Origin of the sequence: Kribbella antiqua, from assembly GCF_004345665.1 — a bacterium.
Classification (GTDB): domain Bacteria; phylum Actinomycetota; class Actinomycetes; order Propionibacteriales; family Kribbellaceae; genus Kribbella; species Kribbella antiqua.
The window spans coordinates 451737-466516 of the sequence record NZ_SLWR01000002.1 but is presented as its reverse complement, the minus strand read 5'-3'; the positions used below and the strand labels follow the sequence as shown (position 1 = coordinate 466516).

The window sequence follows — 14780 nt, the reverse complement described above, 5'->3', positions numbered from 1 at the left end:
ACGCTCGCGACGGTGCCACCTATTGGCGCGACCTCTTATTTCGGCGTTTCGGCTGGTGCTCTCGGGGCACTCCGGAGTGAGAATGAAGTCGGTGGTGACCATGGACGGGACTTCGCACGTACGGCGCCTGACACGGCGGCTCGGGTTCGGCCGGAATCCGTTGTGCCGCCGGGTGGACCGGTTCGAGTCGGCGACCCTCGTGGTGGCCGCGCTGATCGCCGTACTGGTGATTCCGGCTGCCGTCGCCGTCGGTGCGGCGGCCCGCGAGGCCAGCCTGGACGCCGCGGCTCAGCGCCGGGCGCAACTGACCGAGACTACGGCGCGCATGCTGGCGGATGCGGAGAGCTTCAGCGGCGCGGTCCCGGGCCAGGGTCTGGCGTCGGCAAGGGTCGGCTGGACGGGCACGGACGGCGTACCGCATGAAGGCTGGGCGCTCGTGACGCTGGGGACCAAGAGCGGCAATGAAGTGACGATCTGGCTTGATCGTTCGGGCGCGATCGTGCGGCCGCCGAGTCAGCCGGACGAGAGCGACGCGGTCGGTGGCGTGGCGGGGATGATGGCGGCGCTGATCTTGTGGACGGTGCTCAACGGGCTGACCCGGCTCGCCCTGCGCGGGTTCGATCGGCATCGCTTCCGGGACCTCGACCGTGAATGGGAAGAGGTCGCGCCACGCTGGCGGCATCACGAGAGCTGAGGCGGAAATGGCTGAGGTAGAGGTCGGCTCGGGCGACGTTGCGGTGTCGGTCGGAGACACCGTGGTGGTGCGGCTGCCGGAGGTGACCTCGGGTCACGTCTGGTCGGTGTCCGAACTCGGGGCCGGATTGGTGTTGCTGGGGGATCGGTACGAGTCGGCCGGCGAAACCGCGCCGGGTGGGGGAGCCGACCACGTGTTCGAGTTGAGGGCCGATCGTACGGGCGATTGGGCGGTGGGACTGCGGCTGGCCCGGGAATGGGAGTCGCAGCCACTGGACGAGCGCCGGATCACCGTGCGGGCCGGCTGACTCAAGGACGACGGCGGACGAGCGACGGCCCGGCGTGCGCCGGGCCGTCTGGAGGGAGGTCTGTCTACCAGAGATAGATCTCGTAGATCATCCCGTCGGCTTCTTCTCTGAGGTGGCAGATCCGGTTGGTCTGGCGGGCCTGACTGGCCAGCGAACAGAGCGCCTGGAAGGCGCCGTCACGGCCGTTGTAGAGCTTTCGCCAGCCGAGATCCACGACATGAATGAAGGCGTTGCGCGGCTGGTCGATGGACCAGAGCGCGTCGATCCGCTTGTTGGTGTGCCAGGTCGCCGCGGCCGCTTCGCCGGCCGCCGCCAGCTCGCCCGCCGTCGGTGGGGCGAGCGTCGGTGCGGAGCCCGTGTCCAGCGACTGGATCACGGAGGCGAACTGTTCCTCGGTCTGGCTCGGAGCGGTGACGCCCGCGGTGTCGGTGGCGGTGCTGCTGGTCTCCGCCGGCGGGGCCATCGTCGGGCCGCCGGTCTTCCCATTGGTGCTTGCCATGGTCGGCTCCTTACCAGGCGTAGATCTGCTTGACGTTGCCCTGGTCCTCGTACAGGCCGACCGGGCGGCCGAGGGCCTTGGCGGCGGCGAGCTCGGACATCATGGCGTGGTTGGTGACCGGTGACGCGCCGTCCAGGTGCAGCCAGCCGCGCTGGCTCCCGTACACCCAGATGTTCGCGTCGTACTCGTTGGACCAGAGGCCGACGACTTGCTGGTTCGGCAGCCAGGCCAGCAGGTTGACGCCGCGGACCGCGCAGGTCTGGAACGACTCGATGCCGCATTCGCCGTAGGCGATCCGGAAGTAGCCGGAGTCACCCCAGCCGACTCCCCAGCTGTTCCTGGCGATCCAGCACGACTGGGCATCGTCGTACCCGATCAGGACGACGCAGTGGCCGCCGGCCAGGTTGCCGGTGACGTGCCGGTAGACGCCGCTGCGGTAGCTGAAGAAGTCGCCGTACACGTTGAAGCAGGCCGTCACCGCGCCGTACGTCGAAATGTCCGCCTTCATCTGCAGTGCGTTGCCCGAGATGGTGGCGAAGTCGACGACCTTGGCGACCCGGTTGGGCCAGTCGGCGTTGATCTTGGTGTTCCCGTCCTGGTCGCCCGCGGTGTAGGGGTAGTAGTCCTCGAACGTGACCCCGGTGGCTTTGGCGTGCGTGAGCGCGCGCTCGGGCCACCAGCCGTTACCGCAGTTGCGCCCTTCGGACCGCGCGTACACGTAGAACAGCTGCGCCTCGGACAGATCCAGCGGCATCGTGGTACGGCGCGAGTACTTGAAGACGACTTCGGTCGCCGCGGCCGAGCCGAAGGCCACACACGAACCACAGCCGCCCTGGTCCTTCACCGGCGAGTCGTAACTGACCCCACCGACATTGCGGACATCGAACGCGGCCGGCGCACCGACATTCTCTGCTTTTGCTGCCATCGCCGCGGAGGCATCGGCCTCGGCGGTTTCCTCCAATTCTGGGCGTGGTGGTACACCGAGCCGGATACGCCGTTCTTGTTCCGTCAGCGCGGTGATCGAGGTGTAGGCCATCTCCCACGGATGACCTGCTGCTGCCAGGGCCTCCGACAAGGTCGTGAGATCCAGTGGCTGTGGAGACTGCTGCGCGTTGTCAGCCATACGATTTCCCCCTGCTGCTCGCGGTGGCACCGCGAACTGGCCCCCGCGGCGCACACCCTGTTCAGCAACGTATGCCTATCGCAAAAGAACGGCAATAGCACTCAGGGTAATCCGGTAAAATGCCACGAGCCGGGTTTTGGTGGCATATTCCAGAATAGGTCGATTGATTAAAGCGGAATACGCTAATATCTGACCGAGGCAGCGTTGCTTGCAGAACTTGTTGTCAGCCGGCCGGCTCGGGATCGCCGGTCCGGGTGCGCAGTTGGCGGCGCGAGGTGATGCCGAGCTTGGTGAAGACCTTGCGCAGGTGCCACTCGATCGTGTGCCGGCTGAGGAACAGCTGGGCGCCGATCTCGGCGTTGGTCAGTCCGGCGGCGGCCAGCTCGGCGATGTGCGCCTCCTGCGCGGTCAAGGTGTCGGTTCCGCCGCTGACCCCTTCGTCGACAGCTTCGCCGGTCGCCGCGAGCTCGCGCCGGGCGCGATCGGCGAACGCACCGGCGCCGGCCGCGACGAGCAGCTCGTGCGCTGTGCGCAGCTGGGCCCGGGCATCTCGGCGACGTCCCTCCCGGCGGAGCCATTCGCCGTACAGCAGATGAGTCCTGGCCAGATCCAGGCGGATGCGCGTTCGCCCGAGCCGTTCGATGGCCTCCTGATAGCAGGACTCGGCCTGGCCGGCGGTCGTCAGCAACGCTGTCGATCGAGCGAGCAGGCCGAGCGCCCAGTCCGTGCCGCTGGCCCGGGTCATCTCGGTCAGCCGGTCGAAGGCGTCGGACGCCAGTTCGGGCTGCCCGGTCCGGGTCGCCGCCTCGACCAGCTCGGGCAGGGACCAGCTGGCGACGCCGCGGTCATTCGGATCCTCGATCGCTGCCTGAGCCGAGACCAGCGCCTCCTGGTATCTGCCGTTTCCATTCATCAGTACGGCGTTCGCCCAGTGCAGGAAGGACAATCCGCCGCCTTCGCCCCGGGCCAGCACGTCGTCCATGCCGGTCGCGATCAGTGGCGTGGCCTCGTCCAGGTGGCCGCGTAGGACGGCCGCGCCGACCGCGCCGTACGGTGCCAAGCCGATCCCGGTCGCTTCGGCGATCGTCCGGATCTCGGCGAGCAGCGAGGCGGCCGCCGGGAGCTCTCCGGCGAACAGGTGCAGGACGAGCCTCGAGTTCAGCACCAGCGGGAGCTCGGTGAGATCGCCCAGTTCGCGCGCCATCCGCACATGCCGGTCGGTGAGCACGTCCCAGTGTTCGTCGTCCCACAGGTCGACGGCGGTGCGCGATGCCAGCCAAAGCCAGCGCAGGTCACCCAGATCTGCCTCGTCCGCGAACGCTGCGAGCGCCGTCCTGGCCAGTGGGATCGCCGCCGGATACCCGTCGGTGAAGGTGACCGCCAGGGTCTCGAGCAGCAGATCGGGCTTGCGCCGGGTCACAGGCTTGGGCGCTGCGCGCGCGGCTCGCGCTACTTCGGTCTGCGGGGAACCGGGAGCGAGACGCCCGGCGAACATCGCTGCCGTGAAGGCATCCAGATAGGTGTCGCGGGCGAGGTCCTGGTCGAGCGGCTCGAATCGGCGGGCGGCGTCCAGGAGCAGTGGAGCGGCTTCCGCGCCGTGACCGGAGGCGAAGGTGATCTGCGCGCGGAGAAGGTTCACCGTGGCCTGGCGCAGGTCGTCCACGGGTCCGTCGTCGGCGCTGACCAGCAGCTTCAGTGCGTTCTCGAAGGCACCGGCGCGAAGGGTGGCTTGAGCAGCCGCAAGCGCACGGCCGGCGCGGGTGGCCGGGTCAGGGGTCAGTTCCATCGCTCGCTGGAGAAACGCCGCCGTGGCGGCAAGACCGCCGCGGCGCTGCGCCCGGTCGGCGGAGGCGACCAGCTCAGCGGCCACGTCCTCAGTGGGCCCGTCGGCTGCCTGGGCGTGGTGCCAGGCGCGCCGGTCGGGATCGAGGCCCGGGTCGATCGCCTCGGCCAGGGCCTGATGTGCTGCCCGGCGGTCAGTCGCGGTCGCGGCCCGGTACGCGGCCGATCGCACCAGCGGGTGCCGGAAGCGGACTCGGGCGCCGAGCTCGATCAGACCGGCTGCTTGGGCACTCGCCGCCGCACTCATCGGGACGCCAAGGACCGCAAGAGCGCGGAACAGCAGCGGGACGTCACCGACCGGCTCGGCTGCGGCGGTCAGGAGCAGCTGTTGTGTCTCTGGTGGCAGCAGTCCGACCCGTTGAGCGAAGTTCTGCTCGATCTGACTCGCGAGTGGCCGGGCATCCGGCCGTTCGAAGCCACCGGCCAGTTCGGCCGCGGTCAAGCCGCGCGGGAGCTCCAGCAGAGCGAGCGGATTCCCCCTGGTCTCGGCCACGATCCGATCCCGCACGGGTTCGTCCAGCCGCCCAGGTACGACGGACTCCAGCAGGGCCCCGGCGTCCGCATCCGCCAGGCCGCCGACGGTCAGCTCCGGGAAACCACGCCACTCGGGCGCGGTCGCGGGATCCCGGACGCCGAACACCAGCCCGATGTGGTCCGCGAGCAGACGCCGGCCGACGAAGCTCAGCGCCTGCGCCGAGGCCTGGTCCAGCCAATGCGCATCGTCGACGACGCACAACAGTGGCTTGCTGTCGGAGGCCTCCGACAGCAAGCTCAACACGGCGGCGCCCACCAGGAACCTGTCCGGCGGCCCTCCGAACTCCATGCCGAACGCCACAGCCAGCGCCTGTCGCTGTGGAGGCGGCAGCCGCTCGGCCAGTTCGAGCATCGGTGCGCAGAGCTGGTGCAGACCGGCGTACGGGAGCTCCATCTCGGACTCGACGCCGGACGCTCGAGCGACTCGGCTCCCGTCGGCGCGCGAGGCCAGGTGGTCGAGCAGCGCGGTCTTGCCGATCCCTGCCTCACCACGAACGATCAGGACCTGGCCCCGGCCCGACCGCACCTCGGCGACAACCTGGTCCAGGCGTGCGCATTCCTTACGCCGACCGCGAAGCTCGCTCGTCATGGCTCCACCACCTCACCAGAGGTTAGAGCCATCCGCCGGTGCACGACAGCCGATGCTCGCGGACCGGAACGGTGCCTGCCTGGTCAGTTGGCCTCGGCGAGCCCCGCGGTGAGAACCTCCTCGAGTCCGGTCAACTCGCCGGCGCGTGCGGCTGAGGTCAACGCGCCCAGGAGGCGGCTGTGCGCGGCAGGGCTGTACGGACTGCAGCGATCGGAGGAGAGCCGGTCCCGGGCCCGTTTCACCAGCTGCCGCGCGGTGGGCGCACCGATCCGCAGCGTCTCCGCGATCCGCAGATACGGGTATTCGAACCCTTCACGCAGTACGTACGTCGCCCGCTCGGCCGGCGACAGTCGTTCGAGCAGCAGCCGTACGACGTGATCGATGGACTCCTGCTGTTCGGCCCGTTCCTGCGGATCGACACCGCCGGGCGTGCTCTCCTCGCGCGGCCAGGAAGCGACGTACGTCTCATGCCGCCGGCGAGCGGACTGTACGACGTTGATCGCGAGCCGGGAGGTGATGGTCGCGAGGAAGGCCGCGGGATCGACGACCGAGGCCCGGTCGGTGCGCTGCCAGCGGAGCCAGACCTCCTGGACGACGTCTTCGGCCTCCTGGACGTTGCCGACGATGCGGTAGGCGATCCCGAACAGGCGTGGGCGAACCCGGAGGAAATCCGACGTACTCATGGTGGAGGGCTCCTTAGCGAGGGGGCTGCTTCCACCTTCGCCGCCGTACCGTGGCCACCGCGCCCTGGAAGTCCGTAGTCCACCCCGTGGTGTGATGACCGTGACAGTCACAGATCGGCGGCTTGCGTGGTCCTTGTGGTGAGACCAGTTGCCGAAGGAGAGTCGATGAGTGTCACCGAGCAGCAGATCGCTACGTCCGTCCTGGTGATCGGGACCGGGGGTGCCGGGCTGCGGGCCGCGATCGAGCTGGCCGAGCAAGGCGTCGAGGTGCTTGTGCTGGGCAAGCGTCCCCGCGCCGACGCGCACACTTCGCTCGCGGCGGGCGGGATCAACGCGGCGCTCGCGACGATGGATCCGGATGACACCTGGCAGCAGCATGCCGCCGACACCTTGCAGGAGAGCTACCTGCTGGCGAACCCGGTCACGGTCCGCATCGTCACGGAGGGAGCGGCCCGGGGCATCGCCGACCTGGAGCGCTACGGCATGCCGTTCGCCCGCGAGGCCGACGGCAGGATCTCGCAGCGGTTCTTCGGCGCCCACACGTATCGCCGGACCGCCTTCGCGGGGGACTACACCGGGCTGGAGATCCAGCGGACCCTCGTCAACCGGGCGGTCCAGCTAGGCGTCCCGATCCTGGACACCGTCTACGTGACCCGCATCCTGGTCCGGGACAACGCCGTCTTCGGCGCCTACGGGTTCGACCTCACCACCGGGCGGCGCTACGTCATCCACGCGGACGCGGTCATCCTCGCCGCCGGCGGCCACACCCGGATCTGGCGGCGTACGTCGTCCAGGCGGGATGAGAACACCGGCGACTCGTTCCGGCTGGCGGTCCTGGCCGGCGGCCGGATCCGTGACCCCGAGATGGTCCAGTTCCACCCGTCCGGCCTGATCGAGCCCGAGAACGCCGCCGGAACCCTGGTCTCCGAAGCGGCTCGTGGCGAAGGCGGCCAGTTGCGCAATGCGCTGGGGGAGCGGTTCATGACCCGGTACGACGCCGACCGGATGGAGCTGTCCACGCGGGACCGGGTCGCACTCGCGGAGTACACCGAGATCATGGAGGGCCGCGGTACGCCGAACGGCGGTGTCTGGCTGGACGTGTCCCACCTGCCCCGGGAGACGATCATGCGCCGGCTGCCGCGGGTCTATCAGACGCTGCTCGAACTGCAGATGCTCGACATCACCAAGCTGCCGATCGAGATCGCGCCGACCGCGCACTATTCGATGGGCGGGGTGTGGGTCCGTCCCGAGGATCACGGGACCGATGTCGACGGGCTGTACGCGATCGGCGAGGCGGCCAGCGGCTTGCACGGCGCCAACCGCCTGGGCGGCAACTCCCTGATCGAGCTCCTCGTGTTCGGCCGGATAGTGGCCGAGGAGGCAGCGAAGTACTCGATCGACCGGCAGTCGCAACACCGGTCCGCCGACGCCGTCGCCGAAGCACGGACCGAGGTCGACGCCCTGCTTGCGAGCGACGGTCAGGAGAACGTCCGGGCTCTGCAGCGGGCGATCCGCGACACGATGACCGCCCGCGCCGGAGTGGTCCGCGACGAAGCCGGACTGCTGGCCGGGCTGTCGGAGCTTGCGGAGATCGAGGATCGGATGACGCGGATCGGCGTACACCCTGACATCGCCGGGTTCCAGGACCTCGCCCACGCGTTCGACCTGAAGTCGTCCGCTCTGGCCGCCAGGGCGACGCTCGACGCGGCGCTGGAACGGCGCGAGACCCGCGGCTGCCACAATCGCTCGGACTTCCCCGACCTCGACGAGTCCCTCCAGGTGAACCTCGTATGGTCTGGCCCTGGGCAGGTGCTGCGTGAGGCGATCCCGCCGATCCCGGAGGAGTTCCGCAAGCTCATGCGCGACGACATCTCCACCGAAGGAAAGCTGGTCGAGTGACCGGTAGTGGTCAGGGGCGTTGACTGCGCGGTGAGGCAGTACGGTCACCGCTTCGACCTGCAGGACCTCGAGCACGCGGCCGACGTCCCGGATTCCGGTCCACTCAACCCACCGACCGTCATCCTTCACCGCCGCGACTAGGGTGAAGAGGTGGAGAACGAGCCGAGTTGGCGGGAGAAGCGCCGGGAGGCTGCCGCTGCTCAAGCAGCCGCGCTTGAACAGCGCAAGGCAGGCGAGACCGCCAAGGCCCGCGAGCTGTTGGCGGAGTTCGTCCAGGAGATGAAGGCCCGCGGCATCGAGCCCCAGCCGCTTCGGGCGACGGTCGCTGGATCCGGGGCGAGCTACCGGACCAACGTCACCGGCTGGTACCTGCGCCGCAACCGCACCCTCGGTGCGGACGCCGACGGCAACTTCTACATCCTCGCCGTCCCCGCCACCCTGAAGGCTCGCCTCCTGGGTGTCCAGCTCCTCCCGTCCGACCCACCCCTCATCGTCGGCCTCGGCGCCCGCGACGGCGAATCCATGCCCCTCAAAGACCTCCTCCGCCTCCGCCTGGACGAAACCACCGCCTGACTCAGCCCGGGGCCGCAGCGGAGTCGAGGGCGTGACAATGCGGCCTGGACCATTCACACTTAGCGTCACCGATCTGGGGTTCTCGGTACTCTTCGTGACTGGGGTGTCACGGAAGAGGTCTTGCGATACCTGGGGGGCAGGAGCGTGATCCGAGTCGTACTCGGGCACCACGGGGCGTTGGTTCGAGGAGCGCTTGCCGCGGTGCTGTCACAAGAAGCTGATCTGGACGTACTGGCCGAGGTCGAACGGGCCGACGACGTCCTCCCGGCGGTGGCCAGGACGCGGCCGCACGTCGTCGTTCTCGATCCGATGCTGGACGGGGACATCAGGATCGAAGAGCTGTGCCTGCAGCTGCGGGAGCCCGGCATCCTCATCCTGATCGACCGGGATCTGCTGAATGGGGTCAGCCTGGCGCTCGTTCGGCTGGCGCCGCGGGTCGGGTTCATCGCCACCGATGCGTCGCCTGCCGATCTGGCCGAGGCCGTGCGGCAGCTTGCCCAAGGCGCGGCGGTGATGGATGCGGCCGTGGCCGTGGCTGCACTGCGGGCAACGGAGAATCCGCTCACCGATCGGGAGGCCGAGGTGCTCCGGCTGGTGACCACGGGGGCGACGGCGCAGGAGATCGCGCGGAAGCTCAACCTGACCCCGGGAACGGTGCGCAACTACCTGTCGCACATCCTCACCAAGACCTCCGCCCGCAGCCGGATCGAGGCCGTCCGGAAGGCTCAGGAGGCCGGCTGGATCTGATCGGGTTGCGGTGCTTGCCAATGGCCCAGAAGATCCTGGTACAGCGGCGACTGCCGGAGCAAGGTGTTGTGCCGGGCAACCATCGCCTGGTTGCCGTCGAGCACCAGGATCCGGTGGGCCCGCAGCGCCGAACTGATCCGGTGCGCCACCACGATGAGCGTGCCGCCCCGAGCCGCAAACGCCTCCTCGGCCTGCCTCTCGGCCTCTGGATCCAGGTGGCAGGTCGCCTCGTCCAGTACGGCGAGCGGTGCCGGCGACAGGTAGGACCGGACCAGCGCGATCAGCTGCCGTTCGCCCGCCGACAGTTGAGAAGGCCGAATCGCTGCGGCCGGACCGCCCAGTCGCGAGACAAGTGCCTCGGCGCCGACCACCTCGATCGCCCGGTTGACCTGATTCGTTGTCGCGGCGGGTGCGAGATACATCAGGTTCTCGAGCACCGTGCCGGAGAAGACGTAAGCCTCCTGCGGAATCAGTACGCGCGTCTTCGCCAACTCGGCGGCAGACAGCTCGCTCGGCGGGACGCGCCCGACGACCAACCGTCCACCGGTTGGCGGGAGCATGCCGCAGATCAGAGCAGCGAGCGTCGACTTGCCGATGCCGCTCGGCCCGACAACGGTCAGGTGATCGCCTTCCGGTACGACGAGATCCAGATCGTGCAGCACCGGCTCCGCCTGCGGCCCATAGGCGAACGACACCTTGTGCAGCCGCACCTGATGGCCGCGAGGCGATCCCGTGGACTTCGGCGTCTCGGCCACAGCACTGCTGTCAAGGATGCGGCCAAGTGTGACGACGTACCGCAACCCACTGTCTCCGAGGGCGGACATCACGGTGCTCAGCGTGGGCTGCAGGCCGAGCAACACGTAGGTCAGCCCGCCCAGCAACGTTCCGGTGCTGACACCCCGGCCGATCAGCCAAGGGCCGGCGGCCAGCAGGATCAGCAATGGCAGCCAACCACCGATGGCGAAGCAGAGCGTTCGCAGCGCGGCAACCCTGGCCAGCGCGCGCTCGGCCGCCGCATGCGCCTCGATCGGCTCGCCGACCAGCTCCGCGGCGAAGTCCTCAGCCCCCGTCGCGGTGATGTCGCGAACCCCGGCGAAAGCCGATCCCGCTGAGGTGGTGAGCTGCTCATCGGCGAACAAGGACGCCTTCACCCGATCGGCCGCCACCCCGAGAATCCCCAGCGAGACAGCGAAACCGAGCAGGAACGGCGGTACGACGAGCGCCGCGATCACAGGGTCGAGCGACAACAGACCAGTCACCACGCCCACCACGGTGATGGCAAAGCTCCGGGTCACGACGATCAGTCCCGCAAAGGTGTCCCGGACGATCTCGACCTGCCGGTTCAGCCTGGACACGGCCCCCGCAGCATTGTTGCGCAGCGCACCATTCACCACCCGGCGCACCAGTACGTCGCGGAACGGTTCAACCAACTCGCCGAGTCGCCGGTAAGCCTGCCGAGCACCGACCGCACCGACACCAGCGGCCGCGACGAGACCACCCAACCAGGCAAGGCCCGTCCCAGCCCGGCCGGCCAGGAACGCATCCGTCGCGTGGGCAACCGCAAGCCCGTAAACGGCCGTAGGCAAGATCTCCGGCACCGACCACGCAGCGAACTCCAGCGTCGACCGACGCCGCAGCGCCGCCGCACCGAAGCCCAGTTCGCGCCTCATCCGAAGATCTCCCGGTACGACGGGTCCTGCCACAACCGCTGATGCGGTCCGACCGCACGAACCCGGCCGCGATCGAGCCAGACCACGAGATCAGCCCGCGCCGCCGTGGACGCCCGATGCGTCACGATCAGCCGGGTCCGGTGGTGCCGGTCCTCAGTCAGAGTCCGGCTGATCTGCCTCTCGGTGGCCGTGTCCAGACTCGAAGTGGCGTCGTCCAGCACCAGCAGCCGGCCGGCGTGCCACGCCCGGGCCAGTCCGAGCCGCTGTGCCTCGCCTCCGGACATCGGTGCCTCGGGCAACGGTGTGTGATAGCCCTGGGGGAGTCGGCTGGCGAAGTCGTGCGCATGCGTCGCCCGCGCGGCCGCCAGCAGTTGCACCGGTGTGACCTGCCCGGCCGAAATCGACTCGCTCACCGTCCTGCCGACCAGCACGGGCCGCTCAAAAGCACAGCCGACAGCCTGGCGCAACGAAGCTCGCCGTACGGCCTTCAGTGGTACGCCGTCGAGCAGCACGAGCCCGGAGTCGGGATCACGCAGCCGAGCAGCCAGCGCGGCCAGCACCGACTTCCCAGCACCGCTTGGCCCGACCACAGCGATGGTCGCGCCACCCGGCAGATCGAGGTTGACGTGATCGAGCAGGAGTACGTCGTCCGCGCTCACACTGACGTCGTCGTACACGAGCCGGCCAGGCCCGGGCGGCAACGGGAGGGAGCCGTAGGCAACGGGTTCGACCGCCATGACCTCGGCGCTGCGGTGGATGCCGGCCCGGGCTCGGGCCAGTTCGCCGAGGATGCCGGTCAGGCTGCCGAGTCCGGCTCCGATCACGGCGTACTGTGCGGCAGCGAACAGCTCGCCCGCGGTGATGCGGCCGTCGACGAGTTGCAGACCGCCGATCGCCAGTACGGCGACCAGGACGAGCGGCCCGATCAGGGCGGCTTGAGCGCCGGAGCGGGCGAGGACGCGCCACGTCAGCAGTCCGTGCCGGTGCAGCTCGGGCAGCAGACCGAGCACGCGACGTTCCTCCCGGTCGGCCGTGCCGGCAGCCGCGATCGTCCGGATCCCGCCGAGGGCCTCGGTCAGCAGAGCGGCGATCCGTCCCTGCGTCTCCTGATAGGCGAGGCTGATCTCCGTCGTACGACGGGCGAACACCCACAACACCGCGATCACCAGCACGACTCCGCCGAGGAAGCCGACCGCGAGCCAGGGATCGATGAGCGCCAGCAAGACCAGGCTCCCGAGTGGGGGGAGAGCTGCGGCGACAGCCGTCACCGAGGCCGGACCAGCCTGGGCGGCATCGCTCGCGCTGCCGGACACCCGGCTGACGAGATCACCCGTGTCGAACCGGCGTGTCCCTTCGGGGCCTGCCGCAACGACTTGCCGAACCAGCCGGTGGCGCAACCAGGCCGTCGTCCCCGCGACACACGCCGTACCGGCGAACGAGTCAACCAGCGCGCAGGTGATGCCGAGCATGATCAACCCCGAGGCCAGCCAGAGCCAGCGGGTCAGGTCGTTGCCAGAAGCAATAGCATCCACGGATCGGCCGAGTACGGTCGGCAACGCCAGCGTGACGGCGCTGTCGAGCAAGGCCGCCAGCCCGATGAGCGGGAGCCAGCCGCGGCCGTGCCGAACGACAGCGCCGAAGGATGTCATCACGTCAACCCCGTGTGAGCGCCCAGGAAGGCGAGCATGTCCGCCGTCAGGCCGACGCCGCGGCTCACCGCCGCGACGCCGTGTCCAGTGTCCTGCTCGAGCCGGAGCAGGATCGGCCGCGATCCGGCCGTCGCATGCTGAAGCGCGGCGCACATCTTCCGAGCATGCATCGGATCGACCCGGGTGTCACCGCCGAAGACGGTGAACAGGACCGCGGGATAGTCGATGCCCTCGGCAACCTGGTGGTACGGCGAGTAGGCCAGCAGACTGGCGAGCTGATTCGGATCGTCGCTCGACCCGTACTCCGGCACCCATGACTCGCCGAGACCGAAGCGCTGGTAGCGCACCATGTCCAGCACCGGCGCCGAGCAGACGGCCGCGGCGAACAGTTCCGGCCGCTGGGTGAGCACAGCACCCACCAGCAGGCCCCCGTTGGATTCGCCGCAGATGCCGAGCTGCTCCGGCGTCGTCCAGCCGTCCGCGATCAGCGTCTCGGCCGCGGCGATGAAATCGTCGAAGACGTTCTGCTTGTTGTGCAGCCGTCCGGCCCGGTGCCAGTCCTCACCTTCTTCGCCGCCACCGCGCAGGTTCGTGGTGACGAACACGCCGCCGGCTTCGACCCAGGCGAGGGTGAAGGAGGAGTACGTCGGGGTCAGCGGTTGCCCGAATCCGCCGTACCCGTAGAGGATCGTCGGACGCGGACCATGCCGGCCCGGCTTGGCGACGACGAGCATCCGGACCGGGGTGCCGTCGGCCGAGCGGTAGACAACCTGCCGCGCGGTCGCCTTCGGGACGTCGATAGTGCCGGGCGGCTTCGCCCACACCGTGGTCTTGCCGGTACGGGCGTCGTACCGATAGACCGTTGCCGGAGTCAAGCTGTCGGTGTAACTGAACCAGGCCTCGTGCCCACCCTCGGGCCGGGCGGTCAGCGACCCGATCGAGCCGAGCCCGGGCAGCGGCACCTCGCCGACCTTCTTGCCGGTCTGGAGATCGTGTACGGCGATCTCGCCGAGCGCGTGCCGGGTCCGTGCCACCAGGAGCAATCCGTCGAGGAAGGCGATCTCGCTCAGCGGCGCCTCGGGATCCTCGGGGATCAGGGTTTCCCACTGGCCGGGCCGATCTCCGATGCAGATCCTTCCCGCCGGCGCCCCCAGGGTGGTGACGACGTACAGACGCCCGTCCCGGCCCACGATCGCCGCGCTGCGTGCGTCCACTCCCTGTTGCACAACGGTCAGCCGCGGGTGATCGGAGACCTCGGCCAGCCAGAGATCGTTCGCCGACCCGTGCGCGGCGGAGATCGTCAGCCAGCGCCCGTCGGCACTGATTTCCAGCCCGTACGACGCCTCGTCGGTCAGCAGCGGTACGTCGTCGGCTTGACCCACTCGATGCAGTCGAACCTGCCGGGAGCGGACGAAGTAGAAGCTCTGCCCGTCGGGGAGCCAGGCGACAGGGGAGTACCGGCAACGGTCGATCGGACCGTCCAGCACCTGGCCGGTGTCGGCGTCCATGACATACAGAATGGATTCCTCGGTGCCGCCACGCGAGAGCTGGAAGGCCAGCCGGCGGCCGTCCGGCGACGGTTGCCAGGCATCGAGCGTGGTTCCGCCGGTCGGATCGAGCTGCATCGGATCGATGAGCGCCTGATCGCCGGCGTAGAGAATCGGATGGTCCTGATGGGCCGTCCGGCGCAGGTAGAACTGGCGTCCGCCGCGCCACATCGGCGGGCTCACCACGCCGACCCCGCTGAACTCCGCGACCCGGGCCCGGAGCCGGTAGCGGCCGGGCAGTTCGGCGGCATGGTTCAGCCACAGCCGGTCCTGTGCCGCCTGCCAGCTCAGGGTCTGCGGATCGACCGCGTTCTCCAGCCAGCGGTACGGATCAGCCACCGCGTGGCCGTGGAGCCGGTCGACGACCGGCTGGCGGGTGGCCTCGGGATACCTGATGCCGAGCCTCTGCACCCAGGCTCTCCTT

At 69.2% G+C, this 14780-nt stretch carries 12 protein-coding genes; 5 read left to right on the top strand and 7 right to left on the bottom strand.

The window, feature by feature from the left end; translation table 11 throughout:
- Positions 1-82 precede the first annotated feature (82 nt).
- Both EV646_RS08130 and EV646_RS08125 read left to right on the top strand, forming a co-directional pair.
- Entirely contained in the window at positions 83-694 is a 612-nt protein-coding gene (locus EV646_RS08130; RefSeq protein ID WP_132145619.1) for an Rv1733c family protein, read from the top strand.
- Positions 695-701: 7 nt separating this feature from the next.
- Positions 702-1001: a protease inhibitor I42 family protein gene (locus EV646_RS08125; RefSeq protein WP_132145617.1), complete on the top strand. Its 300-nt coding sequence runs from the start codon at positions 702-704 to the stop codon at positions 999-1001.
- A 64-nt stretch (positions 1002-1065) separates the two neighbouring features.
- Here EV646_RS08125 and EV646_RS08120 read toward each other — a convergent pair whose 3' ends face one another.
- From EV646_RS08120 to EV646_RS08105, 4 genes are all read right to left on the bottom strand, one after another.
- A complete protein-coding gene (locus EV646_RS08120) occupies positions 1066-1500 on the bottom strand; it encodes a hypothetical protein (RefSeq protein ID WP_132145615.1) in 435 nt (144 codons plus the stop codon).
- Positions 1501-1510: 10 nt separating this feature from the next.
- Complete coding sequence (locus tag EV646_RS08115; protein ID WP_132145613.1) at positions 1511-2623, bottom strand: C1 family peptidase; 1113 nt, start codon at positions 2621-2623, stop codon at positions 1511-1513.
- A 223-nt stretch (positions 2624-2846) separates the two neighbouring features.
- Positions 2847-5588, bottom strand: a complete 2742-nt coding sequence (locus EV646_RS08110) for an ATP-binding protein (protein ID WP_132145611.1) — start codon at positions 5586-5588, stop codon at positions 2847-2849.
- An 83-nt stretch (positions 5589-5671) separates the two neighbouring features.
- Positions 5672-6271 carry a sigma-70 family RNA polymerase sigma factor gene (locus EV646_RS08105; protein ID WP_132145608.1) on the bottom strand — a complete coding sequence of 200 codons (600 nt, stop codon included), beginning with the start codon at positions 6269-6271 and terminating at the stop codon, positions 5672-5674.
- 165 nt (positions 6272-6436) lie between these two features.
- Here EV646_RS08105 and EV646_RS08100 point away from each other — a divergent pair, with 165 nt between their 5' ends.
- From EV646_RS08100 to EV646_RS08090, 3 genes are all read left to right on the top strand, one after another.
- Positions 6437-8170 (top strand): L-aspartate oxidase, encoded by a 1734-nt coding sequence (locus EV646_RS08100; RefSeq protein ID WP_132145606.1) that lies wholly within the window; start codon positions 6437-6439, stop codon positions 8168-8170.
- 150 nt (positions 8171-8320) lie between these two features.
- Positions 8321-8743 (top strand): hypothetical protein, encoded by a 423-nt coding sequence (locus EV646_RS08095; protein ID WP_132145604.1) that lies wholly within the window; start codon positions 8321-8323, stop codon positions 8741-8743.
- Positions 8744-8887: 144 nt separating this feature from the next.
- Positions 8888-9490: a response regulator transcription factor gene (locus tag EV646_RS08090; RefSeq protein WP_132145602.1), complete on the top strand. Its 603-nt coding sequence runs from the start codon at positions 8888-8890 to the stop codon at positions 9488-9490.
- Here the strand turns inward: EV646_RS08090 and EV646_RS08085 are convergent.
- From EV646_RS08085 to EV646_RS08075, 3 genes are read right to left on the bottom strand one after another with little or no spacing between them, the layout of a single operon-like run.
- Positions 9469-11160, bottom strand: a complete 1692-nt coding sequence (locus EV646_RS08085) for an ATP-binding cassette domain-containing protein (protein ID WP_132145600.1) — start codon at positions 11158-11160, stop codon at positions 9469-9471. The genes EV646_RS08090 and EV646_RS08085 overlap by 22 nt on opposite strands.
- Positions 11157-12809 (bottom strand): ABC transporter ATP-binding protein, encoded by a 1653-nt coding sequence (locus EV646_RS08080; RefSeq protein WP_132145598.1) that lies wholly within the window; start codon positions 12807-12809, stop codon positions 11157-11159. Before EV646_RS08080 ends, EV646_RS08085 begins: the two co-directional genes overlap by 4 nt.
- Positions 12809-14767: a prolyl oligopeptidase family serine peptidase gene (locus EV646_RS08075; RefSeq protein ID WP_132145596.1), complete on the bottom strand. Its 1959-nt coding sequence runs from the start codon at positions 14765-14767 to the stop codon at positions 12809-12811. Before EV646_RS08075 ends, EV646_RS08080 begins: the two co-directional genes overlap by 1 nt.
- Positions 14768-14780: the final 13 nt, after the last annotated feature.